Genomic DNA, 24,889 nt, shown 5'->3' on the forward strand with positions numbered 1-24,889 from the left:
GGGCCGCTCGCTTCCGCATGGTCTTGAAGGTTCCCCCAGGTGAGATCAGTGGCACCGATCGTGGACCCGGACGCAGCGGTGACCGCGTCGTGTCCCCCGTGCGAGCTACCCGCAAGTGTCCACCCTGTGGTGACGATTTCGGGTCGTCGGATCCATAGCGTTCGTGGTTGTCGCGGCAACCCGGGTCCGCGGGGTCTCACAGAGGAGCCCTCATGCGACTGTTGAAGCAGCTCATTGAAGGGAACCAGAACTCTGGCGGCCCTACATCTGGTCTCGGCGCAGCTGCAGGGCGGGGTGGCGTGGCGGTAGGAATCCGAGGGTTCGGTAGAGACGTTCGCCGCCCGGTGTGGCGTTGAGGTCGACCACACTGACCGTGGTGTCGTCCGCGAACCAACGGAGGAGCGCGTTCAGGCACTCTCGGGCGTGGCCACGTCCGCGGGCGTGGGGCTCGGTGCTGACATTGAAGACATGACCGCGCAGGCCTTCTGGATTGCCGGGCCCTGGCGCATGCCGATCGCACAGGCCGGAGGCGTTGCTGACGATGCCGTGTTCGGGGTCTTCGATCACGAATGCGGCGAACGTCTGCGGGTCGCTCAGCGAGCGGGTGAACCAGTCCAAGGCAGCGGACCGCCAAGGCGCCGTGGCGTCGCCGACGGGTGCCCCCATCGCCTCCAGCATGATGACGCGGAGTTGTACCAACGCAGCCGCGTCGCTGGGAACAGCCCTACGTGGTCGTGCCATTTCTCGCCTTACTTCCCTCCAGCAGCGAGATCGCTGCGAATTCCTCAACCGATGACGGCGGTGAGGTCGAACAGAACAGTTCGTGCGGACCGGGCCGGACGGAGGTCGGCCTGGCGCGGCCTGGAAACCTTAGCCTCGGAGCACTGCGGCTACTGACCGATGTCGAGGACAACCTTGCCGTGCACAAGTCCCTCGTTCAGCGCCTGGATCGTGGTGCCGGCGTCCTTCCAACTGTCGCGCCTGGCGATGCGACCGCGTCGAGGTCTCCAAGCGCACGTTCTTTCGCACCTTCGCCAGCAAGGAGGAAGTGGCGATGGCGCCCTACGAGGACTTCTGGCGAACATTCGTCGACGACCTGTCACTGCGGCCGGCTTCTCCGGGCCGGCCGATCCTGCTGGCGTTGCAGGACAGCGTGCTGGCCGCCATGCAGATCATGGACTCCGGTGACTGGGCACGCCGGCTACTGCTCTGCACGCAACTGGCCAGCAAGACCCCCGCGATCGAAGCTCACTGCCTGTACTTCTGCGACGTCACCGTCCGCGCCGCGCTCGACGTCCTGCACCGCAGGTTCGGTCTCGCGTCTCACGACCTCCGCCCCCGGCTCGCGCTGGACGTCCTCGTCGCCGCGTTCCACCGCGGACTGGAAACCAGGGCCAGCCGGCCGCACGCTGCTACCGCCGATCAACTGACCACCGACACGCGCACCGCGTTCGCCACGATTCCCGGCATCCTCACCCTCGCTGCTGTCGCACCGGCGGACCAGGCCTGATCACGATGCCGCGCTGCTGGTTGATTCTGTCGGTGCGTTCGGGACTCCCATCGCGTGCGATGACAGCACCCGCACCGTCCGACGCGCCACCGACCAGCCCGTCCGCAACCTCAAAGCCAGCCGGCCCCGCAAGGCACCGCCTTGACCGGGCGGCGGCTCGTGCTGCTGCGGACTCAGTGCGGACTGAGGGCGTCGGTCCGGACCTCGACGCGGTTCTTCCGGATCGTCGGCAGCATGCCTGAACAGGGAAGACGGCTGGTGGGGCGGGCGGGACTCGAACCCGCGACCGAGGGATTATGAGTCCCCTGCTCTAACCGGCTGAGCTACCGCCCCGGCACCGGGCCGGATCTTATCCCGACAGCCCTTCCTCACCGGCGTCGCCCTCGGGCCAGCAGCGCGATGGGCAACGCGAGGATAACAGTGAGCAGCCAGCCGATCACGACCACACCCCACAGTACGGCGACGTCCTCCTCGGCGGTGGGGCTGACGAGCATGCCGATGGTGAGCAACAGGGTGAACCCGCCGACCACCAGGGTGGCGAGGCCGCTGAGCACCATCAGCGGGATCTCCCACCAGGCCCGCTCCCGCCGGGCCTGGCGCCCACGGGCCTCGCGGAGAGCGCGGGGTTGCGGGATGTCACCCGGGTCGCGGGGTGGCATCGTGATCTGCCGGTCGAGCGGTACCCCGCTGTCGATGACGCTCATCGCCGCCGGGTGCGTGTCGAACAGGGTCGGCTCGATGTGCAGCACGATCGCGTCGTGGCCGATGAGCTGCCGGGCGCCGTCCGGCCAGGCGAGCATGACGGCGCAGTCGGCGTACGGGACGGTGAGGGTGCCACCGGCACCGAGGTGGCTGACCCCTTCGGTGCCGACGAGCAGTCGGCTGTCGTCGTGTCGGGAGTGGTAGGTGGTGCCCGACACGACCGACTCCGACGAGGTCGGTGCCGCCGTGAAGCCGGCCCAGTCGGCGCTGGTCCCGTCGGGCACCATCAGCAGCGCCGACGCGTACGCCTCCTGGGCGACCTCGTGCAGGTCGGCGACGGTGACCGCCTTGAGTTGCGCGAGGTACTCGTCGATGGTGTGGTTCGGCTCGCCGGCGAGCAGGTTGAAGGCGTACGCGGGCAACCGCGCGGCGTCGGCCTCGGCGGTGGCGTACATGTCGATCCGCTTGGCCACCGCGGCGTCGAGGTCGCCCTGCTCGATCCGGCCCACGCGCAGCTTGGCGAGCACGTCGATGAACCCGCCGAGCACGGCGTCCTGCTTCTCGGCCAGCGCGTCCGCCAGGGCGCGCAGGTGGGCCTGCCCGTCGCCGCGCGGTTCGTACCCGGTGGTGATCGTGTAGGAGAGGCCCGCCTCCTGGCGCAGCGCCCGGAACAGCTCGCGCTCCAGCACCTCGGCGAAGACGTTCGCGGCGGTCCGGCGCCGCACGACCGCGTCGAGTACCACCGCCCGCGCGCCGTGCACGAAGTACGCCGGGGTGGTCGGCAGTGCCGACGAGGCGGTCGGCACCGGCTGCCGGGTGCCGGCGGGCAGGTCCAGTCGCAGCCCTTCGGGTACCCGGTCGCCGGCGATCCAGAGCACCGCGTTCTCCCGGGTGAACCAGCGCGTCGCCCACTGGCGGAGGTCGTCGGTGGTGAGCCTGCCCAGCCCCCACTCGGGATAGCTGCTAAGCCCGTGGTCGCGGGCACCGTGACGCCACAGCGGGATGTCGTCGATGGCCGCGCTTCCCCGGCTGCTCCACTCGGTGCGCAGAATGTCCTTCTCCACCTCCAGTCGTCCGGTCGGCAGGTCGGTGAGGTTGGCGCAGACGGAGGTGAGGAAGGTGGCGATGTCGGTCGCGGAGCCCTGCATGTGGAAGGTGGTGAAGGTGGGCCCGGTGGCGCCGTTGAAGTGGTAGTCGGCGGTGCCCAGCGGGGCGAGGACCAGGTGTTCGAGCAGGTGGGTGATGCCGTGTCGGGCCAGCGTCTCGTCGGCGGTGCCGACCCGGAAGGTCAGCCCGGCGCGCATCGGCCCGCCGGTGGGGGCGAGCAGGGTGGGCACGCCGTCGGTTTCCAGGTGCTGGATCACGGCCGGCCGCCCTTCGCGTACGCCTTGTCACGGAACCGCTGGAACTGCGTCACCGCGTCGCCGAAGTAGCCGAACATCGACTCGTCACCGAGGTCGCCGAGGGCGGCGAACTGCTGTGCCGCCGGGGCCCACTCCTGCATGAGGCAGAAGGCGAGGGCGAAGGTGCTGCGTACCCGGACCCAGCCCCAGCCGTGGCGGAACTCGCCGTGCCAGATGGAGCGCTGTGCCGCCTCGTGGATCGCGGCGCGCACCTGTGGGCCGCGCAGGAATGCCCGCGAAGCGGCGAGGGTGTCGTGCTCGAACGCCTGCTCCAGGTGCACCTCGACGACGAGGACGGCGTTGGGCGCGCCGGCCGGTGCGGCGTCGGCGCACTCCCGGGCGAAGGCGTACGCCTTCTCCCAGGTGCCGCTCCACTTGGGACAGAACTGCTGCAGCAGGGAACTCTGCGCGGGCAGGTGATGCGGGTGCCTGGCGGCGAGCCGGTCGTAGCGTCGGCGGGCCTCGGCCTGGCCGAGTTGCAGGCCGCGGGCGCTGGTGACCCGCTGCGTCCAGGCCGCCGCGTCCTCCGGGTGACGGGCGGTGGCCTCGATCAGGATCTGCTCGGCCCGGCGCAGGTGGTCGAAGAACTGGACGAACTGGTCCCGGCTGACGTGCTGCGCCCGCAGGCCCGTCCGGATCCGCCATCCGGCGCGGATCAGGTGTGCCCCCAGCGTCGCCGCGGCCACCGGGTCGTCCGGTTGCTCAGCGAGCGCCCGTTGGAGGAAGGCACCGGCGTCGGCCGCGTCGCCCACCTCGCCGACGAGGGCCGTCCGGCCGTGGGCGTCCTGGGCGTCGACGAGGGCGCGCAGGGCCGGCCAGTCACCGGCGGTCAGCGCGCCACGCGCGGCTGCCACCTGGGGATACGCCGCCGCGGTGTCGAAGACCGGCGGCGCGAGGGGTGCGGGCATGGCGAGGATCATAGGTGATCATCTTCGGGCCGGTGACCCCGAATTCTCAGTGCTGGCGCAGGTGCCGCAGGGTGGCTCCGGCGGTGCGCCATCCGCTGGCGAGCGCCCCCTGGATGGACGGGCTGTCGCGGTGGTCACCGGCGACGAACAGGCCGTTTCCCGGCGCCACCGGCTTTCGCAGTCGACCCTGCGGCGGCGGCGCGGCGGGCAGCGCGGCGGGGATGGTGACTGTGGTCAGGTGCTCCCAGTCGGCGCTGGGCCGCCCGTACAGTCGGGTCATTTCCAGCCGCACGGTCGGCTCGGGCGGTACCGACGGACCGACCACGGAGGTGGCGATCAGGTGCCGGCTGGGCGGCGCGTACCCGGGTGCGGCCCTGCTGACCACGACCGTGGTGGCGACCAGTTCCCGCCGGTCGCCATCGATGAGCAGGATCGGCTCGTCCAGCGGGGGCTCGGTGGTGGCGTGGTAGTAGGTGGTGTAGCTGTGCATGTGCACCGGCGGCAGGCCCAGCAGCCGGGTGGCGGTGGGCGGGTCGACGGCGTCGATGGCGACCCGGCCACCGAGCCGGTCGGCGGCCTCGACCAGTCGCCAGGACCGGACGGCCCGCCCCCGCCGCGGATGCGGACGGCACGTCGATGGGCGGGGTTCGACCCGGAATGACGAAACGCCCACCGGTCAGGGGCCGGTGGGCGCGAGGTCGAGAAGAAAGCTCCCCCGTTTGGACTCGAACCAAAAACCTGCCGGTTAACAGCCGGCTGCTCTGCCAATTGAGCTACGGGGGACCGCAACAACGCCCGGAGCGGATCGCTCCGCACCGCGCGCCGGGCACAAGAGTACAGGACGGCGGGGGGTGTTGGTCCAGGGGGTTTCAACGGCCACCACCGAGGATCCTTCAAGGTGTTTACCAGACAAATCGTCATCCCGGCACAAGGAGGTATGAGCGGAGAGCAGGATGGGTAGTTAGCTGCCGACGACAGGACGCAGGCGCGAATCGGTCGGTCCCGCCCTCCGGGGTTCCGGAGCGGGGCGACGGCGCGTCAGGTACGAAAGGAGCCGCCATGCGCGGAAAGATCATGTTCCTTGGCGGGCTGGCTGCAGGGTTCGTCCTGGGCGCCCGTGCCGGCCGGGAGAAGTACGAGGAACTGGTGGTCCGGGGCCGCAAGGTGCTCGATCACCCGACCGTCCAGGAGGCGGCAGGGGTCGCGCAGGCCCAGGCGAACCGCCTCTACCACGAGGGCAAGGACAAGCTCGGCAACTCCAAGCTGGGCGAGAAGCTGAGCTCCAACGGCAAGGAGGGGCTCACCCCCGCCGACGACACGTTCGCCGGCACGCCGGCCACGGCCGGCAGCAAGTCGGGGTCCGGCTCGTCGAGCACCGGTTCGACGTCCGCCACCTCCCGCAGCAAGCCGTCCGGCTCCGGAACCAACGGCAGCACGGTCTGAGCAGTACCGAACGGGCCCGGCCACCGACATCGGTGGCCGGGCCCGTCCGTGCGCCCGCCACGGGGCGTGCCGACGACCGGAGCGCCATCGACATCCGTTGACGGGTTCGGCTCCGGCCGGCCACTGCCCGGAAACACCGCCGTGGAAGACTCCCCCCGGAGGTGGTCGTGATGGCCCTGGTCCGGCCGGAGAATCCGCAGCAGGCACGGCTGGTCCGGTTGCTGCGTGACGAGGGTCCCCGCTCCCGGGTGGAACTGGGCGACCTGCTGGGCCTGTCCCGGACTGCCCTCACCACCGAGCTGGACCGGCTCGTCGCCCGAGGGCTGGTCGAGACCGCCGGGCCGGCGGCCTCCCGGGGCGGGCGCCGCTCGTCGTTGCTCCGCGTCTCCGCCGGGGTACGTTTCGCCAGCGTGGTGGTCGCCACCGACCGGATCACCGTCGCGATCACGGACGGCGAGCTGAACGTACTGGCCGAGACCGGCGAGGCGGCGGACGTGAGCGACGGACCGGAGCCGGTGGTCGGCCGGGCCGTGGAGCTGGTCGACAAGCTCCGTGCCGAGTTGGGCGTCGCCGAACTCACCGGTGCCGGCGTGGCCCTGCCCGGGCCGGTGGACGGCGGTGCCTCCACCGCGCCGGCCGTGCTGCCGCGCTGGCAACGGTTTCCGGTCCGGGACGCGTTCGCCGCCGAACTGGGCTGCCCGGTGCTGGTCGACAACGACGCGAACGTGCTCGCCCTCGGCGAGCGGCACGCCGGCATCGGCCGCACCGTCGAGGACTTCCTTTACCTGAAGCTCGGCACGGCGATCGGCTGCGGACTGGTACTCAGCGGTTCGCTCTACCGTGGGGCGACCAGCAGCGCGGGCGACATCGCCCATCTGCCGCTCGGCGAGGAGGGGCCGGCCTGCGCCTGCGGGGAGGTCGGCTGCCTCGAGGCTTACTGCGGGGACGCCGGGCTGATCCGGGCGGCGCTGACCGCGGCCCGGTCGGGCCGATCGCCGGTGCTGGCCGCGCGGCTGGCCGAGGCGGGCGCGCTCACGGTCGCGGATGTCGTGGCGGCCGCCACCGCCGGGGACCCGACCACCCAGGTGCTGGTCCGCGACGCCGCCCGCCGCCTCGGTCGGGTACTGGTCGGTCTGGTCAGCTTCTTCAACCCCGGCATCGTCGTGATCGGCGGAGCGCCCGACGGGCTCGGCCACGTCCTGCTCTCCGAGATCCGTGGCGTGGTCTACCGACGGTCGGCGCCGCTGGCCACCGGCACCATGCCGATCGTGCTCTCCGACCTGGCGGGCCGGGCCGCCCTGGTGGGTACGGCCCGCCTGGCCAGCGACCATGTCTTCAGCGCCGGCTGACCGGGGCCGCCGCGACGACCGGACGGCGGCGGTTCGGACGGCGGCGGGCGGAGCCGGCGTACGGCATCGTCGGCGTCGGCCGGGGTGGTGGCGCGGCAGGGTGGCGGACGACCTCGGGCGGCGGTGACGCGGTCCGGCGAAGCGGTGCCCGGGGGCCGGCGGGACGGCCGGGCCCCCGGGTCCGGTCGGTTCAGTCCTTGCTGCTGAACGCCGCGTCGAAGGCGGCGGCCGGGGCGTCGAAGGCGAGCCGGCGGACGAACTGGAGCGCCTCCGGAGCGCCGACCAGCCGATCCATCCCGGCGTCCTCCCACTCGATGGAGATCGGCCCGGAGTAGCCGATGGCGTTCAGCGCGCGGAAGCAGTCCTCCCACGGCACGTCGCCGTGACCGGTCGAGACGAAGTCCCAGCCCCGGCGCAGATCCGCCCAGGGCAGGTGCGAGGCCAGCCGGCCGCGACGTCCGTCGCCGGTACGCACCTTGGCGTCCTTGCAGTCGACGTGGTAAATCCGGTCGGCGAAGTCGAAGATGAAGTTGACCGGGTCGAGCTCCTGCCAGACGAAGTGCGACGGGTCCCAGTTCAGCCCGAACGCCGGCCGGTGCCCGATGGCCTCCAGGGTCCGCTTCGTCGTCCAGTAGTCGTAGGCGATCTCGCTGGGGTGCACCTCGTGGGCGAAGCGCACGCCCACCTCGTCGAAGACGTCGAGGATCGGGTTCCACCGGTCCGCGAAGTCCTGGTAACCGCGCTCGATCATGGCCGGCGGCACCGGCGGGAACATCGCGAGGGTGTGCCAGATCGACGAGCCGGTGAAGCCGACGACGGTGTCCACGCCGAGCTTCGCCGCCGCGCGGGCGGTGTCCTTGATCTCCTCGGCGGCTCGCTGCCGCACCCCCTCGGGTTCGCCGTCGCCCCAGATGCGGGCGGGGAGGATGCCCTGGTGGCGCTCGTCTATCGGGTGGTCGCAGACCGCCTGACCGACCAGGTGGTTGGAGATCGTGAAGACCTGGAGGTTGTGCTTGGCGAGCGTCTCCCGCTTGCGTTCGACGTACGAATCGTCGGCCAGGGCCTTGTCGACCTCGAAGTGGTCGCCCCAGCAGGCGATCTCCAGACCGTCGTAGCCCCACTCCGCGGCGAGCCGGCACACCTCGTCGAACGGAAGGTCGGCCCACTGGCCGGTGAACAGCGTGATCGGTCGCGCCATGTGTCCTTTTCCCCTGTCGTGTGGGGGATTCCGTACCTGCGGGACCGGGGCGAGGAACGACCGGATCGTCGGCGGCCCGACGATGCACCGGTGGACGCGGTCGCGCCTGGGGTCGACGGGTTGCGCCTCCCGCCGACTCACCGGCCACCTCGCGGTCGCCGCCTCTCACTCTAGGCCGGGAGCCCGCGACGGAAAAGACCCGGCGCCCAGCGGCACCGGCGGTGCGGGCAGGGGCCCCTGGTACGCCGCCAGGCGGCGTACCAGGGGCCCTCAAATCAGGGCAGTACCCAGCGCTGGTTGGCGCCGGTGTGGCAGGTCCACAGGTGCACCGCCTGGCCGTCGGCCGAGCTGTTGTTCGACACGTCCAGGCACTTGCCCGAGTTCGGGTTGCGCAACGTGCCGTTCGACTGGGCCGACCAGTTCTGGGCGCCACTGCCGTTGCAGGTCCAGAGCTGGATCTTCGTGCCGTCGGCTGAACCGGCGCCGTTGACGTCCAGGCACTTGCCCAACGCCCGGATCGTCGAGTTCGGCGTCACCGTCCACGTCTGCGCCGCCGAACCGTTGCAGGTGTAGATCTGGATCTGCGTACCGTCGGCCGTGGCCGCGTTCCGCACGTCCAGACACTTGCCGGCCAGACCGGTGATCCGGCCGGTACGGACGTCGCCGCCCGGCGGCGGGTTCGAGCCGCCGAGCTCCCTGATCCGGATGTTCCGGAACGACACGCTGTCACCCGCGCCGTGGTTCTGGATGCCGATGTGCCCGGGCAGCGAGCGGACCGGGTCGGTGTTGGTGAAATCGTTGATCTTCGTACCGTTCAGGAAGACCTGGAGACGTTCCCCCTCCACCAGCAGCTCGTAGGTGTTCCACTCCCCCGGCGGGTTCAACGCGGCGTCCCGGGCGGCGAGGTCGGCTGACTTGAAGCCGTAGACCGCGCCGGTGGTCCGGTCCGCTGTGTCGGTGGCGTCGATCTGCACCTCGTAGCCGTTGTTGATCGCCGAGTTCGGGTCGCTCGACGGTGGGAAGCCGATGAACACGCCCGAGTTGTGGTCACCGGTCATCCGCCAGTCCAGCTTGAGCGAGTAGTTGGTGAACTGCTTCGCGCTGTACCAGTACAGGCCCATGCCGCCGACGGAGGTCAGCGTGGCGTCGGAGTTGCTGAAGCTGCCCGGCCCGGCCTGCGACCAGCCGGTGGTCGAGCCGTTGTAGAGCGTGGTGTAGCCGGTCTCCGGCCGGCAGTCGGCCTTGGTGCGACCGGCCGCGTACCTGATGCCGCCGAGCAGGTGCGCCCGGAAGGCCGGTTCGGCGTACGACGCCTGGGTGTGGCCGCCACCGGTGTAGAAGGACCGACCACCGCTGTACGTCTTGCACCAGGCGATCGGATGGTCGGCGCCCATCACCCCGCCCGAGTACGTCGACTCGTCCAGGGTGGCCAGCACCCGCGCCCCGGAGCGGGGGTTGGCCTGGAAGTCGTACCACTCGTCGGTGCGGACCCAGTTCTGCGGCAGGTGGGCGGTGGCCGCGTGGGCCCGGTTCTCCACCCGGACGGTGGCCTGCTGGATCGCCGGGTGGGAACGGAAGTACGCCCCGACCAGGTTGCCGTAGAAGGACCAGCCGTACTCGGTGTCGGCGGCGGCGTGCACGCCGACGAAGCCGCCACCGGAGCCGATGTACGACTCGAAGGCGGTCTGCTGGCTGGCGTTGAGCACGTCACCGGTGGTGTTGAGGAAGATCACCACCCGGAACCGGGCGAGGTTGCCGGTGGTGAAGGCGGCGGCGTCCTCGGTGGCGGTGACGGTGAAGTTGTTCGCCGCGCCCAGGTCACGGATGGCCTGGGTGCCCACGGCGATGGAGTCGTGCCGGAAGCCCGCGGTCTTGGAGAAGACCAGCACGTCGTACGGGGCGTCGGCGGCGCTGGCCGGGGTGGCCGGGGTGGTGCAGGCCAGGACGGCGAGGACGGCGGTGGCCAGGCCGACGGTGGCTCGGAGGAGTCTGCGCATGTCGCTCTCCCAACGATCGTTGGTGTTAGGAGGGGCCCCCTGTACCACACTAGGCGTTAACAGGGGGCCCCTCCTTTCAGCTAAGGAAGGGTCCAGCGCTGGTTGGCGTTGGTGTGGCAGGTCCACAGGTGCACCGCCTGGCCGTCGGCCGAGCTGTTGTTCGACACGTCCAGGCACTTGCCCGAGTTCGGGTTGCGCAACGTGCCGTTCGACTGGGCCGACCAGTTCTGCGCCGCCGAGCCGTTGCACGTCCACAACTGGATCTTGGTGCCATCCGCCGAGGCGGCGTTGTTGACGTCCAGGCACTTGCCCAACGCCCGGATCGTCGAGTTCGGCGTCACCGTCCACGTCTGCGCCGCCGTACCGTTGCAGGTGTAGATCTGGATCTGCGTACCGTCGGCCGTGGCCGCGTTCCGCACGTCCAGACACTTGCCGCCCAGACCGATGATCGGCCCGGTCCCGCCGGTGCCACCGCTGCCGGTGGTGAAGGTGAACGAGTCCAGGTCGTAGAGCGCGCCCGTGCCGGATCCGGCGAAGGTCAGGTAGAGCGTGGTGGTGCCGGACGGCGGGTTGGTGATGGTGCCGGTGACCGTGGTGAAGGTGTCCCAGGCGCCGGTGACCGGGACGGTGGCCGAGCCGAGTACGGTGCCGGTGGCCGAGCCCGCCCGCACCTGGAGGGTGCCGCCGGAGCCGGCCGAGGAGACCCGGGCACTGAACGACGTCACGTTGTTGATCCGGTACGGCTCGAAGGCGATCCAGTCGCCGTTGTTGATGTTGCCGACGGTCTTGCCGCCCTCGGCGGCCGCCTTGTCGAAGATGTCGACGCCGGACGACGTCTTGTAGTGCTCGGCCTGGCGGCTGCGCGGCTGGAGGGTGTGCTGGGTGTGCGTGGTGAGCCCGCCGGTGTCGGTGTACTCGGCGTCGAAGATGGCGAAGATGTTCGCCGCGTAGTCGTGCTCACCGTCGACGGGGATGGTGATCGAGCCGGAGCAGCCGGTCCGCGAGGTGATCTGGTGGCCGTGGCTGTCGTGACCCAGCACGTAGGTCATCCGGACCTTGGTGCAGTCGATCGTGCCGTCCTCCGGATCGGTCACCGTGATGCTGAACGGCACGGTGTCGCCGAAGGAGAACAGGGACCCGTTGACCGGGCCGTTGATGGTGACGGTCGGTGCGGTGTTGCCGACCCGGATCTGGACGCTCGCGGTGCCGGTCGCGCCCTGCGGGTCGCGCACGGTCAGCGTGGCGGTGTAGCTGCCGTTGGTGTTGTACGTCTTGGTCGGGTTGGCCGCCGTGGAGGTGGTGCCGTCGCCGAACGCCCACGAGTAGGTCAACGCCCCGCCCTCCGGGTCCGACGACCCGGCCGAAGAGAAGTTCACCGTCAACGGGGCGGCGCCGGAGGTCCGGTTGGCCGAGGCCACCGCCGTCGGTGCGCGGTTGCCACCGGCGACGTAGTCGTAGCGGTAGAGGGCCGAGTTGGCGTCGCCGTTGAAGTAGCCGGTGCCGTAGTCCAGCACGTAGAGCGCGCCGTCGGGGCCGAAGGCCATGTCCATGACCTGCTTGCCGTTCCAGGGGAAGGAGGCGTCGATGCCGGCGATCGTGCCGTCACTGTTCACGTGGATCGGCTTGATCCAGCCCCGCCCGAACTCGCCGGCGAAGAACTGGCCGTTGAAGCTCTGGGGCCACTTGGTGGCCGAGTTCAGGGCCGCGTCGTACCGATAGACCGGGCCGGCCATCGGCGACTCGGAGCCGCCGCCGAACTCGGGCGGGCTGCCGGCGTCACCGGCGTACCGGATCCAGGACGGTTTGGCCGCCGGCAGGGTGGCCAGGCCGGTGTTGCGGAACGAGTTGTTGGTCGCGCCGCCGGTGCAGTTGTACTTGGGGCCGGCGGTGCCGGAGGCGAAGTCCCACTCCGCGTAGGTCTCGTTGGTGGTGTTGGTGCCCGTGCAGTACGGCCAGCCGTAGAAGCCGGGTCCGGTGACCCGGTTGAACTCCACCTGTCCGCTGGGGCCGCGACCGGTGGTGGAGCCGGCGTCCGGCCCGTAGTCGCCGACGTAGACGATGCCGGTCGCCTTGTCGACGCTCATCCGGAACGGGTTGCGGAAGCCCATCGCGTAGATCTCGGGACGGGTCCGGGCGGTGCCGGGGGCGAACATGTTGCCGGCCGGGATCGAGTACGTCCCGTTGGCGTTGACCTTGATCCGGAGGATCTTGCCGCGCAGGTCGTTGGTGTTGGCCGCGCTGCGCTGCGCGTCGTACGCCGGGTTGCGGTTGGTCCGCTCGTCGATCGGGGAGTATCCGCCCGAGTCGAACGGGTTCGTGTCGTCGCCGGTGGACAGGTAGAGGTTGCCGGCGGCGTCGAAGTCGATGTCGCCGCCGACGTGGCAGCAGATGCCCCGGTCGGCGGGAACGTCGAGGATGTCGACCTTGCTGGACTGGTTGAGCGTGAAGTCGGCGTTGAGGGTGAACCGGGACAGCCGGTTGACTCCCTGCCAGGACGACCAGTTGGTGCCGGTGGCCGGTGCGTCGCCGCTCGGGGTGGACAGCGGCGGGGCGTAGTAGAGGAAGATGTGCCGGTTGCTGGCGAAGTTGGGGTCGACGCCGACGCCCTGCAACCCCTCCTCGTCGTGGGTGTAGACCGGCACGCTGCCGATCACCGTGGTCGTGCCGGCCGCGTCGGTGCGGCGCAGCGTGCCGTTGCGGGCGGTGTGCAGGACGGAGCGGTCCGGCAGCACCGCGAGGGTCATCGGTTCACCGACCTCGGCCACCCCCTTGGCGAGGGTGACCTGCTGGAAATCGCTGGCGACGATGGGGTGGGCCTGGGCGGGGGCCGGACCGCCCAGGGTCGTCGGGCCGGCGCCGAGGGTCACCGTGCCGGCTGTGACGAGCAGGAGCAGCGCCGAGGCGCCGGTGAACCACCGTGCGGGGTGGTGGGTGGTGCGCACTGTGGACATCGCTGTGCTGTCCCTTCCTGACGAGTGCTCTGCCAGGGCGGGGCGCGCGCCGTCGCGCCGGATGCCGTAGCGGGGGTGCCGAGGGGGGTCCCGCGCCGCCGGTTCACCTCGACGAAACATTTCGGTGCTGGCGACGACACTAAACGCCATTCGTCGATGTGTCTATATCTTCTGCCTGCCCGATGCCGACTTTCGTCAGATGTGCAAAAAGTCGTCCTGAATGGACGGCTGGCCCGAGGCCTCAGCGCTGGCGATCCACGGCCTGGGCGGCCAGCTTGGCCAGGGCGGTGCGGCTCTCTGTGGCCACCTCGATGTGTTCCAGCGCCGCCAGCGCGGACTCGGCGCGTACCTGGATCATCTGCTCGATCTTCCCGCGGGCACCGGTGCTCTCGATGATGTCGCGCAGCTCGGCGGCGCCCTCGGCGTCCAGGTCGGGATTGCCGAACAGCTCGCGCAGCCGGGAACTCTGCACCCGGTCGGCGGCGTCGCGGGCCAGCGCCATCATCACCGTCGGCTTGCCCTCGCGCAGGTCGTCCAGAACGGACTTGCCGGTGACCGCCGGGTCACCGAAGACCCCCAGCACGTCGTCGCGGAGCTGGAAGGCGTCGCCGAGCGGGTCACCGAACTCGGCCAGCGTGTCGATCAGCTCGCCGGGCGCGCCGGCCAGCGCCGCGCCGATCTGCAACGGTCGGGTGACCGTGTAGCGGGCCGCCTTCATCCGGATCACCGTCAGCGCGCTGGCCACCGAGCCGTCGCCCACCCCGGACACCAGGTCGAGGTACTCCCCCGCGATCACCTCGGTACGCATCAGCGCGAAGACGCCGTACCCCCGGTGCACCTGCTCGGGGGTCAGTCCACACTCGTGGAACATCTGGTCCGACCAGGCGGCGCAGAGGTCACCGCAGAGCAGGGCGGTGTTTCGCCCGTACGCCTCGGGATCGCCGCGCCAGGAAGACCGGGCATGCAGGTCGGCGAAGATCCGGTGTACCGAGGGTTCACCTCGACGCCGGTCGCTGCCGTCGAGGATGTCGTCGTGGATCAGCGCGAAGGCGTGGAACAGCTCCAGCGCGGCCGCCGCAGCGATGATCGGATCGCCGTCCGGGCCGCCGGCCCCCCGCCAGCCCCAGTAGCAGAAGAGCGGCCGCAGTCGCTTGCCGCCGGCCAGCACGAACCGGTGCAGCGTGGTGAAGACGCCCCGGGGCGCGCCGTCCGGCCAGTCCGGATCCTGCCGGTCGAGGAACGCGGTCAGCTCGGCGTCGAACCGGGCGCGCAGCCCGGCGTTGTCGACCGGCGCCTCGGTGACCGTCACCGTCCCTCCATCCCGGCCAGCTCCAGCAGCAGCCCCTTCACCTCCGTGGCCGCTACCCGGTCCCGTGCCACCGACGCGTCGGAGCAGAGCAGCACCGGCCCGTCGGCCGGATCGGTGGGTAGCCGCCCGTGCGAACCCCGGACCGCCCGCGCGCCGGCGTCCAGCCCGACCACGCTCATCAGGTAGCGCATGCCGAGCTTCTTGCGGGCCAGCGCGACCGCGGCGCGTCGCTTCGCCGCCGAGGGCGCGGCCGGGTCGAAGAACAGCTCCGCCGGGTCGTACCCGGGCTTGCGGTGGATCTCCACCAGCCGGGCGAAGTCCGGCGCACGCGCATCGTCGAGCCAGTAGTAGTACGTGAACCAGGCGTCCGGCTCGGCCACCAGCACCAGCTCGCCGGCGCGCGGATGGTCCAGCCCGTGCGCCGCCTTGCCGTCGGCGTCGAGCACCTCGGCCACCCCGGGCAGACCGGCGCAGAGCTTCGCCACCGCCGGTACGTCCGCGGAGTCGCGCACGTACACGTGGGCGATCTGGTGGTCGGCGACCGCGAACGCCCGGGAGGTCCACGGGTCGAGGTACTCCATGCCCGCCTGGGTGTGCACCCGGAGCAGCCCCTCGGCGCGCAGCAACCGGTTGACGTCCACCGGCCGGGACACGTCCGTGATGCCGTACTCCGACAGCACCACCACCGTGGCGTCGCGGGCCCGGGCGGCGTCCAGCAGCGGCGCGAGCACGCCGTCCAACTCGGCCGCCGCGGCCGCGGCCTGAGGTGCCGACGGGCCGAAGCGTTGCAGGTCGTAGTCCAGGTGCGGGACATAGACCAGGGTCAGGTCCGGCGACTGCTCGGCGAGGATCTGTTCGGCGGCGCGACAGATCCAGCGCGACGACGCCAGCCCCGCGCCCGGCCCCCAGTAGGTGAACAGCGGGAAGGTGCCGAGCCGTCCGGTGAGCGCGTCGTGCAGCTGCGGCGGGTCGGTGTAGCAGTCCGGTTCCTTGCGACCGTCGGCGTAGTAGACAGGTCGCGGGGTGACCGTCCAGTCCACGTCCGCGCCCATCGCGTACCACCAGCAGACGTTCGCCACGGTGTACCCCGGCCGGGCCCGGCGCGCGGCCTGCCACAGCTTCTCCCCGCCGACCAGCGCGTTGTGCTGCCGCCAGAGCAGCACCTCGCCGAGGTCCCGGAAGTACCACCCGTTGCCGACGATGCCGTGCCCGGCGGGAAGGGCACCGGTGAGGAACGTCGACTGCACCGAGCAGGTCACCGCCGGCAGCACCGTGCCCAGCTCGGCGCGGAACCCGGCGTCGGCCACCGCGCGCAGCCGGGGCATGTGCGCCAGCAGTCGGGGGGTCAGTCCCACCACGTCCAGCACCACCAGTTGCCTGCTCATGCTCGTACCGCCGTTCGGATCGGAGTCAGCCCGAGGGCGACCAGTTCGTCCCGGGTGAAGGCCAGTTCGGCGGCGATCCCGGCGGCCAGGTCCGCGTCGGTGCGCGGGCGCCGCGCCACCGGCAGCACCCCCCAGGTGTACGTCTCGACGTCGAGGTGGTCGCAGCCGGCGTCGGCGCCGGCGAAGAGCGCGGCCAGCGCGGCGCGCAGCACCGGCAGCGTCGAGCCCAACGGCGGTTCGGGCGGGGCGTGCAGCGGCACGTGGTAGTGCACCCGCCAGGGTCCGGGCAGCGCGGCGTCGAGGGCGGCGTCCAGGTCGTCGGCCGCCCAGCGCGGATCCGCCGGATCGGCAGTGGGCGAGGTGCCGGTCGCGGCGGCGCAGCCGGCGGTGCGGGCCTGGTGCAGGAAACGCGGCTCGACCCAGCGCCGCAGCGCGGCGTCGTCACCGGCCGGGTCCGCCGCCTCCAGGGCGGCGGAGACCTGCACCTTCACCACCGGCAGGCCGGCGGCGGCCAGCCGCTCCAGGGCGGTCGCCGGTTCCTCCCAGGCGCAGGCGAGATGAGCGAGATCGAGGCAGATCCCGAGGCGATCGGTGTCCACGCCGGACAGGACGGTGACGGCCTGGGCGGTGCTCTCCACCACGCAGCCCGGCTCCGGCTCGAAGCCCACCCGCACCGGCCGGCCGGTGTCCCGTTCCACGGTGGCCAGGCCGGCGGCCAGCCGGTCGAGGCGGCGACGAGCGGCGTCCGCGCGGCTGCCGTCCCAGGGCGTACGCCAGGCCAGCGGCAGGGTCGACACCGAGCCCCGCGCCGCGTCGTCCGGCAGCAGGTCGGCCAGTACCCGGGCCAGCTCGAGGGTGTACCCGAGCCGCTCGTCGGTGGTCCAGTCCGGCCGGTACACCGCGCCCTTGACCACGGGGGCCTGGAAGGCGGCGTACGGGAAGCCGTTGAGGGTGACCACCTCAAGCCCGCGTACGGTCAGCTCGGTGCGCAACCGGCGACGGGCGGCCGGGTCGGCGGCCAGTTCGGCGGCGACCGGCGCGGCCAGCCACAGGCCCAGCCCGAGCGCGTCGACACCGAGCCTCTCGCGGACCGGCACCGCGTAGGTGTCCAGTTGGGCGACGATGCCGGCGAGGTCCTCGGCGGGGTGCACGTTGGTGCAGTACCCGAGGTGGACGATGCGTCCGCCGGCGTGCCGCAGCCGCATCAGCTGCCGCCGCGCAGGATCGAGTTGCCGGCGAAGGTCGGCTCGGCGACGTCGTCATCGGCCAGGTCGAGCCGCCCGGACTGCCCGTAGAACTCGACCGGGTTACGCCAGAGCACCCGGTCGACGTCGTCGTCGGTGAAGCCGGCGAGCAGCATCGCCTCGGCGGTCGCCCGGGTCAGCAGCGGGTCGGAGCGCCCCCAGTCGGCGGCCGAGTTGACCAGCATCCGCTCGGTGCCGTACGTCTTGAGCAGCTCGACCATCCGTGGTGGTGACATCTTGGTGTCGGGGTAGATGGAGAAGCCGAGCCAGCAGCCGGTGTCGCGGACCTGCCGCACGGTCACCTCGTTGAGGTGGTCGAGCACGACCCGCTCCGGTGCGATGCCGGACTCAGCCACCACGGCCAGGCTGCGCTCGACACCCCGGGCCTTGTCCCGGTGCGGGGTGTGCACCAGGGCCGGCAGGTCGTGCGCCACGGCCAGGGCGAGCTGGGCGGCGAAGGCGTCGTCCTCCTCGGGCGTCATCGAGTCGTACCCGATCTCCCCGACCGCCACCACGCCGTCCTTCTCCAGGTACCGGGGCAGCACGTCGAGCACCGGCCGGCAGCGTGGGTCGTTGGCCTCCTTCGGGTTGAGCGCGATCGTGGCGTGGTGGCGGATCCCGAACTGACCGGCCCGGAACGGCTCCCACCCGACCAGCGAGTCGAAGTAGTCGGTGAACGAGCCCACGTTGGTACGCGGCTGGCCCAGCCAGAACGCCGGCTCCACCACCGCCCGGACGCCCGCGGTGGCCATCCGCTCGTAGTCGTCGGTGGTGCGGGACGTCATGTGGATGTGCGGGTCGAAGATCCGCATCACACCTCCCTGTGCTGCGGTCGGCTGGCGGCGGTGAGCCGATCCAGCAGTTCGGTGGCGTCGGCTGGCATGCGCCGACCGGCCGCCCGGCGCTCGTCGGCCAGCCCGGCGAGCATCGCCGCCAGCTCGGCGTCCGCCCGGGCGTCGAGGTCGGCCACCACGGCCAGCGGCACGCCGGTGAAGACGCACTTGAGCACCGCCTGCCGCCAGGCCGGCTGGTCGAGGTGGCGGGCGTACGGGCCGAGGGCCGCGGCGACCAGCCGGGTGTCGTTGGTGCGGATCGCGTCGTGCAGCAACGGCAGTCCGGCCGCGCCGATCGGCAGCAGCGGCAGCGACTTGAGCACGGCCCGCTTCTCGGCGGCGTCCCCGGTCCGGTAGAGCGTCTCGGCCTGCCCGGCATGGTCGGTCCGGAGGGTGGCCAGCAGCAGCGCCCGGGCCGCCTCGTCGGCGCTCCAGCCGGGCAGGTCGGGCAGGTCGGCGCGGCCGCAGCGGCGGCCGGCCGCCGGGAAGAACCGAGCGATGGCGGTGGGTTCGGCCGCGACCCGGTCAAGGGCCGCCGTCAACCAGTCCCGATCGGGTACGCCCCGCAGGGCTGCCCGTAGCTCGTCCACTGTCATCGGATCTCCTCCCTCGTCCGCCGCCGTCGACGGCCGGTGGCGGTGGCGACGGTGGTGCTGGTGCCGGTGGTGCAACCGCAAGCGTCCGCTGCTCTGCTTCACTCCACGCGTCGGTCGTAGTCCGGATAGCGGACGCCCGGCGTCGCGTCCGTTGAAGCAGAGCAAAGGGTGTGCCGCGAGGTGTCGGCCGAGGCAGCCGAGGCCCCGCCCGCCGCGCCGCCGCCCGCCGCACCGCCGGTGGTGGCATCGCCGCTCGCCACATCGCCGCTCGCCGCATCGCCGGTGGTAGCCGGCTGGGACTCGGCGGCGCGGAGGAAGGTGAGCGAGTGGGCGGCCACCGCGGGGGCGGCGTGCGAGTGGCGGGGCAACTCGACGGCCACCAGCCCCGCGTAGCCGACCTCGCGCAACGCGGCCAGCACCGGCGGGAAGTCGATCTCTCCCGTGCCGAACTCCAGATGCTCGTGCACGCCCCGCCGCATGTCGTCGATCTGCACGTTGACCAGGTGCGCGGCGACGTCCCGGACGCATTCGGGCACCGGGAGCGGCTCCAGGCAACGACAGTGTCCGATGTCGAGGGTGATGCCGAGGCGGCCGGGTGAGCCGAGCGCCGCGTGCAGTCTGCGCCAGTCGGCGATGTCCTCGACCAGCATCCCCGGTTCCGGCTCGAACCCCAGGGTCACCCCCGCTGCCTCGGCCGCCTCGACCACGGTGGCGCAGCCGGCGACCAGGCGGTCCCAGGCGACCGTCGGGGTGACCGTCTCCGGCCGGACCCCGGCCCAGAAGGAGACCGCCTCGGCGTCCAGGTCCGCGCCGATCGCCACCGCGCGGCGCAGGAACTCGATCCGGAGCGCGGGGTCGGCGTGCAGCAGCGTCGGGGCGTGCTTGTGCCAGGGGTCCAGCAGGTACCTCGCGCCGGTCTCGATCACCAGCCCGAGGCCGAGTTCGGCGAGTCGCCGGCCGACCGCCTCCACCCGCCGGGCCAGCCCGGGCGCGAACGGGTCAAGATGGTCGTGGTCCAGGGTGAGCGCGACACCGGCGTAGCCGAGGTCGGCGATGACACCGAGGGCATCGTCGAGCCGGTGGTTGGCGAAGCCGTTGGTGCCGTACCCGAACCGCAGCCCGCCGCCGGCACCGGGGATCGTGGGAATTCCGGTGGGCGTCATGTCGGCGAGACCTTCCGGGCCAGGCGCCGGCCCAGTGGCGCGGCCGCCGCAACCGCCAGCCCGAGCAGGCCGGAGCCGGCGCGGGCGGTCAGCGCCCCCTGCAACGCGGGCAGGCCGGTGATGCCGGCGCCCACCGCCGAGCGGACCCGCCCGGCGGTGGGCCGGGCCACCACCTGCGCCTGTGCGTTCCCGTAGCGGGCGGCGTACCAGCCGGCGAGCACGGCGGGCAGCGCCACCGCCACGGTGCCGAGGGCGCGCCGACCGGGCGGGCAGGCGGCGGTCGCGGCCTCCCGTCGACGGGGCGGAAGGGCGGCGCTGGCGGTGACCAGGGCGGTGCCGGCGAGGGTACGCAGCGGCAGGGCGCGGTCGGCGCCGCTGACCTCCCGGCGGGACAGGGCGGTGACGGTCCAGGTGTGCGCGGCGACGGTGACCGCCGCCGGCAAGGCCCTGGCCGGCCGGCCACCGGCGGCACCGAGCAGCACGTCCAGCCCCCGGCAGGTGGCCATCACGGCGGGACCGGCGGCGGTGTTCTTGGCCGCGAGGTCGTACCCCCAGACGGCGGCGGCCAACGGCAGGGCGACGGCGGCGGCGCGTCGACCGCCCGCGACGGCGGCGAGACCGACACCGGCCGCGGTGAGGCCGGCGGCAAGGCCGACGGCGAGGCCGGGGCTGACCCGGCCGCTCGGTATCGGCCGCTCGGGGCGTTCCACGGCGTCCAGCTCGCGGTCGGCCCAGTCGTTGGCGGCCATGCCGGCCCAGTAGAGCAGCACCGAGGCGGCGGCGAGGGCCGGGGTACGCGGACCGAGGGCGCCCGCCGCGGCGGCACCGGCGACCACGTCCCCCGGCACGGAGAGCGCGGCCGGGGCGCGGACCAGCTCGGCCAGGTCAGCCACGCGCGGCATCGCTGCCTCCGGTGTCCAGAAGGCGGGCGAAGGCGCACAGCCGGCTCCACTGGTCGGCCAGCGAGTGGGTCGCGGTGCCGAGCGGATCCTTGAAGAAGAAGGCCAGGTCGGTCAGCGGCCCGGCGCGGCCGGCGGCGTGCGCGGCGGCGGTCAGCCGGGCGAGGTCCAGCACGAGTGGGGCGGCCAGTGCCGAGTCGCAGCCGTGCCAGGTGAACTCCAGCCGCATCCCGGTGCCGAGGAACCCGGCGAACGTGATCAGATCCCAGGCGGTCTTGAAGTCACCGAGTTCCTCGACGTACTCGATCCGGGTGTCCCCCTGCGGCAGGTAGCCGAGCGTCTCGCCGAGCACCCGCTGCTTGCTGCGCACCTTGGCGGCGTTGGCGTCGGGGTCGGCGAGGGTGGCGCCGTCGCCCCCGCCGAGCAGGTTGAGCCCGGACCAGGACCGCACGGCGAGGTGGCGCATCGCGAACATCGGGGCGAGCACCGACTTGAGCAGGGTCTCGCCGGTCTTGCCGTCGTGGCCGGCGTACGGCACGCCGTGCCTGTCGGCCAGTGCGGTCAACGCCGGCAGCCGCAGTCCCGTCGACGGGGTGAAGTCGACGTACGGGCAGCCCGCCGTGACGGCCGCGTAGGCGTACAGCGAGCTGGGCGGCAGCACCTCGTCTGGACCGGCGAGGGCGGCCTGCAGCGCGTCCGGGTCGGCGTGCGCGGGGTGCGGGCGGGGGGCCGGTTCGGTCGCGGCCACGTTGACCACCACCACCCGGGCCAGCCCGTGCCGCTGGCGGAACGCGGTGAGATCGCGGACGATCGCGGCGGCCCGGGCGGCCTGGCTCCCGGTGGTGGGTGCGGGACGCAGCTCCCGTTCGACGGCGGCCAGTTCCTCCGGCAGCGCGGCGACCAGGCGGGCCGGCAGCACCCCGGCGGCGGCGAGTTCCTCGGCACGCTTGGCGATCGGGGTGGCGACCACGTCGTGACCACCGAAGACCAGGTCGGCGAAGCTCGGCAGGGCGGGGTTGTTGACCCCGGGCAGTTCGGTGACGCAGCCTGTCGGCCCGGTCAGCCCGGCGCGCAGCGCGAGCGCCCCGACGATGCTGGTGGTCGCGACCGAGCCGCGTACCCCTACCAGCCAGACACCCGTACGCATGGCGCTCCTTCCGGTGTCCAGGGAACCGACATGCATCAATAGATCTTGATATCAGGAAATAGCTGAAAAATATACTGGTTAGGTTGATGCGCCCCGTCCGCCGCCCGTTCCGGTGGATACCCGCCGGCCGACGTCGAGGTCGGCGGCGACGACGTCGGCCTGGCGTACCGGTGGTGCGGACGGACGGGGCTGGCAGGCAGGGGTAGTCGGCGTCTCCCCCCTGCCTCCCCCGCATCCGGCCCGGTCGGGACGACGGTGGCCCGACCGGACGACTCGTCGGACGCGGTCCGCCTGGCGGCGGGAGTTCTCAGGTGGACGGTGGGTGGACCGGTCGACGGGGCGGCGGCCCTCCGGTGCTGCCGGGGAATCCCGGTCCGGCAGCACCGGAGGAACCGCATTGCTCGTGCCACCGGGTCGGATGGCCGGGTGACACGACCTCCGGTCCCGACCCGTTGCGGCCACGGGGCGCAACCGTGGCCGTCCTCGCCGGTCGGCTCCGGAGGTGGTTCATCAGGCGGCGACCGTCGCGAGCGTCGGCTCCACCTCGGCCCAGGAGGAGCCCTGGTCGGCCGAGCGGGCCACCGCGTCCAGTACCAGTTGCACCTGCAACGCCTCGGCGAAGGAGGGCGACGGATCGCCGCCGGTCGCCACCGCCTCGATGAAGTCACGCATCTGGTGGGTGAAGGAGTGCTCGTACCCGATGATGTGTCCCGGCGGCCACCAGGCCGACAGGTACGGGTGCTCGGCCTCGGTCACCAGGATCCGGCTGAAGCCCTGCTCGGCCGCCGGCCGGGTGGCGTCGTGGAACTCCAGCTCGTTGAGGCGCTCCAGGTCGAAGGCCACGCTGCCCAGCGACCCGTTTACCTCCACGCGGAGGGCGTTCTTGCGGCCGGTGGCGAACCGGGTCGCCTCGTACGTCGCCAGTGCCCCGCCGTCGAGACGGGCCACGAAGATCGCCGCGTCGTCGACGGTGACCGGGCCGGTGGTGGCGCCGGCCCCGTCGGCCTGCGCCGCCAGCCCGCTCGACTCGGTCGGCAACGGCCGCTCCTTGACGAACGTCTCGGTCACCGCGCTGACGCCGCTGATCCGCTGGCCGGTGACGTACTGGGTCAAATCGATGATGTGCGCACCGATGTCACCCAACGCGCCGGAGCCCGACACCTCCTTGCGGAGCCGCCAGACCAGTGGGAACTGCGGGTCCACGATCCAGTCCTGCAGGTAGGTGGCCCGGACGTGCCGGATCTGGCCGAGCCGTCCGTCGGCGATCAGCTGACGCATCAGCGCCACCGCGGGCACCCGCCGGTAGTTGAAGCCGCACATCGACCGTGCCCCGCCGGCCCGGGCGGTGGCCGCCGCGGCGGCCATCTCCCGAGCCTCGGCGACCGTGTTGGCCAGCGGCTTCTCGCACAGCACGTGCTTGCCCGCGGCCAGCGCCGCCAGCGCGATCTCGGCGTGGCTGTCACCCGGTGTGCAGATGTCGACCACGTCGATGTCCGGGCGGTTCACCAGCTCCCGCCAGTCCGTGGTGTGCTCCTCCCAGCCGAGCCGGTCGGCGGCCTCGGCCACCTTCCCGGAGTCCCGGCCGCAGACGAGCACCATCCGGGCCCGCGCCGGCAGGTCGTACACCCGGTTCACGGTCCGCCACGCCTGCGAGTGCGCGGCGCCCATGAACGCGTAGCCGACCATGCCGACCCGCAGTTGATTGTCTGTCGTGGACAAGGTGGGTCTCCCCCCGTTGTGTCAGAACCCGAGCTTGAGGTAGTCGCTCGCGTTCTCCTTGGTGATCGTTTCGGAGGCGAGGATGATCTCCTTGGGCACCTGGAGTTCCACCAGGTCGGACATGCCCCGGCCCTGACCGATCAGGCGGGCCAGCGAGATCGCGGAGGACGCCATCGACGGGCTGTAGGTCACCGTGGCCTTGAGCACCGTGTTGTCGGCCTGGATGTCCTCCATCGCCTTCTTCGAGCCGGCACCGCCGACCATGAAGAACTCGTTGCGGCTGGCCTGGTTGATCGCGGCCAGCACGCCGATGCCCTGGTCGTCGTCGTGGTTCCAGACCGCGTCGATCTTCGGCAGGGCCTGGAGCAGCTGCGCCGCCTCCTGCTGGCCCGAGTCCGCGGTGAACCGGGCCGCACGCCGGTTGGCCACCCGCAGGCCGCTCTGGGCCAGGGTGTCGGCGAAGCCCTTCGACCGCTCCTGGGTCAGCTCCAGTTCGTCCATGCCGGCGATCTCGGCGATCACCGGGTTGCTGACGCCCTTGGCCTTGAGCTGCTCCACGATGAAGGTCGCGGCGGAGACGCCCATGCCGTAGTTGTCGCCCTTGATCTGCAGCCGGTACGCCTTGGCGTCGGGGAAGGCGCGGTCCAGGTTGACCACCGGGATGCCGGCCTGCATCGCCTCCAGCCCGAACGAGTTGAGCTCCTTGCCGTCGTGCGGCAGCAGCACGATCACGTCGGGCCGCTGGGAGATCAGGGTCGCCAACGCCGCGCGCTGGGCCGCCGCGTCCGCGCCCGCCTCGACCGTCTTGAACTCCACGTCGGAGTACGCGGCGGCCTGGGCCTTGGCGTTGTTGGTGATCGCGGCGATCCAGCCGTGGTCGGCGGCCGGCGCCGAGAAGCCGATGGTCACCTGCTTGCCGGGCTCGGAGTTGGCGTTGTTGTCGGCCGCCTTGGTCTGCGCCTCGGTCGGCGTCTGCTCGTTGCTGGTGCAGCCGGCGAGCAGTACGCCGGCGCCGACGGCCGCCCCGCCGAAGAGCAGCCGGCGTCGCGACATGTCGCGACTGTGCTGGGTCATGACGACCTCCTGGTTATTCAGTGGTGGGGATTTTGGGTGTACGGGGCCCGGCCACCGTC

At 71.9% G+C, this 24,889-nt stretch carries 19 protein-coding genes, 2 tRNA genes and 1 pseudogene; 3 read left to right on the forward strand and 19 right to left on the reverse strand.

The window, feature by feature from the left end:
- Positions 1-261: 261 nt before the first annotated feature.
- Complete coding sequence (locus tag SM447_RS24715; protein ID WP_474575247.1) at positions 262-678, reverse strand: GNAT family N-acetyltransferase; 417 nt, start codon at positions 676-678, stop codon at positions 262-264.
- Positions 679-1,054: 376 nt separating this feature from the next.
- Here SM447_RS24715 and SM447_RS24720 point away from each other — a divergent pair, with 376 nt between their 5' ends.
- On the forward strand, positions 1,055-1,510 hold the full coding sequence (locus SM447_RS24720) for a hypothetical protein (protein WP_474575248.1): 456 nt from the start codon (positions 1,055-1,057) through the stop codon (positions 1,508-1,510).
- A 256-nt stretch (positions 1,511-1,766) separates the two neighbouring features.
- Here SM447_RS24720 and SM447_RS24725 read toward each other — a convergent pair.
- The 5 genes and pseudogenes from SM447_RS24725 to SM447_RS24745 form a co-directional block, all read right to left on the reverse strand.
- Positions 1,767-1,843: transfer RNA gene (locus SM447_RS24725), tRNA-Ile, on the reverse strand.
- 35 nt (positions 1,844-1,878) lie between these two features.
- Positions 1,879-3,576, reverse strand: coding sequence for a M16 family metallopeptidase (locus SM447_RS24730; protein ID WP_474575249.1), 1,698 nt, complete (start codon positions 3,574-3,576; stop codon positions 1,879-1,881).
- Complete coding sequence (locus tag SM447_RS24735) at positions 3,573-4,523, reverse strand: hypothetical protein (protein ID WP_474575250.1); 951 nt, start codon at positions 4,521-4,523, stop codon at positions 3,573-3,575. Before SM447_RS24735 ends, SM447_RS24730 begins: the two co-directional genes overlap by 4 nt.
- Positions 4,524-4,569: 46 nt before the next feature.
- Positions 4,570-5,070: pseudogene (locus tag SM447_RS24740) on the reverse strand (FAD-dependent oxidoreductase); the annotation flags it as partial.
- A 163-nt stretch (positions 5,071-5,233) separates the two neighbouring features.
- Positions 5,234-5,306 (reverse strand) — tRNA-Asn (locus tag SM447_RS24745).
- Between the two features lie 276 nt (positions 5,307-5,582).
- On the opposite strand from SM447_RS24745, the gene SM447_RS24750 reads away from it, so the two are divergent.
- Entirely contained in the window at positions 5,583-5,966 is a 384-nt protein-coding gene (locus SM447_RS24750; RefSeq protein ID WP_474575251.1) for a hypothetical protein, read from the forward strand.
- A 170-nt stretch (positions 5,967-6,136) separates the two neighbouring features.
- Positions 6,137-7,315 (forward strand): ROK family transcriptional regulator, encoded by a 1,179-nt coding sequence (locus SM447_RS24755; protein ID WP_474575252.1) that lies wholly within the window; start codon positions 6,137-6,139, stop codon positions 7,313-7,315.
- 190 nt (positions 7,316-7,505) lie between these two features.
- Here SM447_RS24755 and SM447_RS24760 read toward each other — a convergent pair whose 3' ends face one another.
- From SM447_RS24760 to SM447_RS24820, 13 genes are all read right to left on the reverse strand, one after another.
- Positions 7,506-8,513: a sugar phosphate isomerase/epimerase family protein gene (locus SM447_RS24760; RefSeq protein WP_474575253.1), complete on the reverse strand. Its 1,008-nt coding sequence runs from the start codon at positions 8,511-8,513 to the stop codon at positions 7,506-7,508.
- Positions 8,514-8,788: 275 nt separating this feature from the next.
- Positions 8,789-10,510 (reverse strand): ThuA domain-containing protein, encoded by a 1,722-nt coding sequence (locus tag SM447_RS24765; RefSeq protein WP_474575254.1) that lies wholly within the window; start codon positions 10,508-10,510, stop codon positions 8,789-8,791.
- Positions 10,511-10,590: 80 nt separating this feature from the next.
- Positions 10,591-13,461: a carbohydrate-binding protein gene (locus SM447_RS24770; RefSeq protein ID WP_474575255.1), complete on the reverse strand. Its 2,871-nt coding sequence runs from the start codon at positions 13,459-13,461 to the stop codon at positions 10,591-10,593.
- A gap of 241 nt (positions 13,462-13,702) precedes the next feature.
- Positions 13,703-14,770: a polyprenyl synthetase family protein gene (locus tag SM447_RS24775; RefSeq protein WP_474575256.1), complete on the reverse strand. Its 1,068-nt coding sequence runs from the start codon at positions 14,768-14,770 to the stop codon at positions 13,703-13,705.
- On the reverse strand, positions 14,767-16,155 hold the full coding sequence (locus tag SM447_RS24780) for an alkaline phosphatase family protein (protein ID WP_474575257.1): 1,389 nt from the start codon (positions 16,153-16,155) through the stop codon (positions 14,767-14,769). The genes SM447_RS24775 and SM447_RS24780 overlap by 4 nt, the downstream gene beginning before the upstream one ends.
- Positions 16,152-17,360 (reverse strand): metabolite traffic protein EboE, encoded by a 1,209-nt coding sequence (gene eboE, locus SM447_RS24785; protein WP_474575258.1) that lies wholly within the window; start codon positions 17,358-17,360, stop codon positions 16,152-16,154. The genes SM447_RS24780 and eboE overlap by 4 nt, the downstream gene beginning before the upstream one ends.
- Positions 17,360-18,211 carry a TatD family hydrolase gene (locus SM447_RS24790; RefSeq protein ID WP_474575259.1) on the reverse strand — a complete coding sequence of 284 codons (852 nt, stop codon included), beginning with the start codon at positions 18,209-18,211 and terminating at the stop codon, positions 17,360-17,362. The genes eboE and SM447_RS24790 overlap by 1 nt, the downstream gene beginning before the upstream one ends.
- Positions 18,211-18,828, reverse strand: a complete 618-nt coding sequence (locus SM447_RS24795; protein ID WP_474575260.1) for an EboA domain-containing protein — start codon at positions 18,826-18,828, stop codon at positions 18,211-18,213. Before SM447_RS24795 ends, SM447_RS24790 begins: the two co-directional genes overlap by 1 nt.
- 98 nt (positions 18,829-18,926) lie before the next feature.
- Positions 18,927-19,991 (reverse strand): sugar phosphate isomerase/epimerase family protein, encoded by a 1,065-nt coding sequence (locus SM447_RS24800; RefSeq protein ID WP_474575261.1) that lies wholly within the window; start codon positions 19,989-19,991, stop codon positions 18,927-18,929.
- Positions 19,988-20,893, reverse strand: a complete 906-nt coding sequence (locus SM447_RS24805; protein WP_474575262.1) for an SCO3242 family prenyltransferase — start codon at positions 20,891-20,893, stop codon at positions 19,988-19,990. Before SM447_RS24805 ends, SM447_RS24800 begins: the two co-directional genes overlap by 4 nt.
- Complete coding sequence (locus SM447_RS24810; protein ID WP_474575300.1) at positions 20,877-22,037, reverse strand: inositol-3-phosphate synthase; 1,161 nt, start codon at positions 22,035-22,037, stop codon at positions 20,877-20,879. The genes SM447_RS24805 and SM447_RS24810 overlap by 17 nt, the downstream gene beginning before the upstream one ends.
- 510 nt (positions 22,038-22,547) lie before the next feature.
- Positions 22,548-23,723: a Gfo/Idh/MocA family protein gene (locus tag SM447_RS24815; protein ID WP_474575301.1), complete on the reverse strand. Its 1,176-nt coding sequence runs from the start codon at positions 23,721-23,723 to the stop codon at positions 22,548-22,550.
- A gap of 54 nt (positions 23,724-23,777) precedes the next feature.
- Positions 23,778-24,830, reverse strand: a complete 1,053-nt coding sequence (locus SM447_RS24820) for a substrate-binding domain-containing protein (RefSeq protein WP_474575263.1) — start codon at positions 24,828-24,830, stop codon at positions 23,778-23,780.
- Positions 24,831-24,889: the final 59 nt, after the last annotated feature.

Source organism: Micromonospora aridisoli (assembly GCF_056150025.1).

Coding starts and splice junctions, on each gene's coding strand:
- SM447_RS24715 (WP_474575247.1), bottom strand. CDS start 678: ATGCTGGAGGCGATGGGGGCACCCGTCGGCGACGCCACGGCGCCTTGG.
- SM447_RS24720 (WP_474575248.1), top strand. CDS start 1,055: ATGGCGCCCTACGAGGACTTCTGGCGAACATTCGTCGACGACCTGTCA.
- SM447_RS24735 (WP_474575250.1), bottom strand. CDS start 4,523: ATGCCCGCACCCCTCGCGCCGCCGGTCTTCGACACCGCGGCGGCGTAT.
- SM447_RS24750 (WP_474575251.1), top strand. CDS start 5,583: ATGCGCGGAAAGATCATGTTCCTTGGCGGGCTGGCTGCAGGGTTCGTC.
- SM447_RS24755 (WP_474575252.1), top strand. CDS start 6,137: ATGGCCCTGGTCCGGCCGGAGAATCCGCAGCAGGCACGGCTGGTCCGG.
- SM447_RS24760 (WP_474575253.1), bottom strand. CDS start 8,513: ATGGCGCGACCGATCACGCTGTTCACCGGCCAGTGGGCCGACCTTCCG.
- SM447_RS24765 (WP_474575254.1), bottom strand. CDS start 10,510: ATGCGCAGACTCCTCCGAGCCACCGTCGGCCTGGCCACCGCCGTCCTC.
- SM447_RS24770 (WP_474575255.1), bottom strand. CDS start 13,461: ATGTCCACAGTGCGCACCACCCACCACCCCGCACGGTGGTTCACCGGC.
- SM447_RS24780 (WP_474575257.1), bottom strand. CDS start 16,155: ATGAGCAGGCAACTGGTGGTGCTGGACGTGGTGGGACTGACCCCCCGA.
- eboE (WP_474575258.1), bottom strand. CDS start 17,360: ATGCGGCTGCGGCACGCCGGCGGACGCATCGTCCACCTCGGGTACTGC.
- SM447_RS24790 (WP_474575259.1), bottom strand. CDS start 18,211: ATGCGGATCTTCGACCCGCACATCCACATGACGTCCCGCACCACCGAC.
- SM447_RS24795 (WP_474575260.1), bottom strand. CDS start 18,828: ATGACAGTGGACGAGCTACGGGCAGCCCTGCGGGGCGTACCCGATCGG.
- SM447_RS24800 (WP_474575261.1), bottom strand. CDS start 19,991: ATGACGCCCACCGGAATTCCCACGATCCCCGGTGCCGGCGGCGGGCTG.
- SM447_RS24805 (WP_474575262.1), bottom strand. CDS start 20,893: ATGCCGCGCGTGGCTGACCTGGCCGAGCTGGTCCGCGCCCCGGCCGCG.
- SM447_RS24810 (WP_474575300.1), bottom strand. CDS start 22,037: ATGCGTACGGGTGTCTGGCTGGTAGGGGTACGCGGCTCGGTCGCGACC.
- SM447_RS24815 (WP_474575301.1), bottom strand. CDS start 23,723: ATGGTCGGCTACGCGTTCATGGGCGCCGCGCACTCGCAGGCGTGGCGG.
- SM447_RS24820 (WP_474575263.1), bottom strand. CDS start 24,830: ATGACCCAGCACAGTCGCGACATGTCGCGACGCCGGCTGCTCTTCGGC.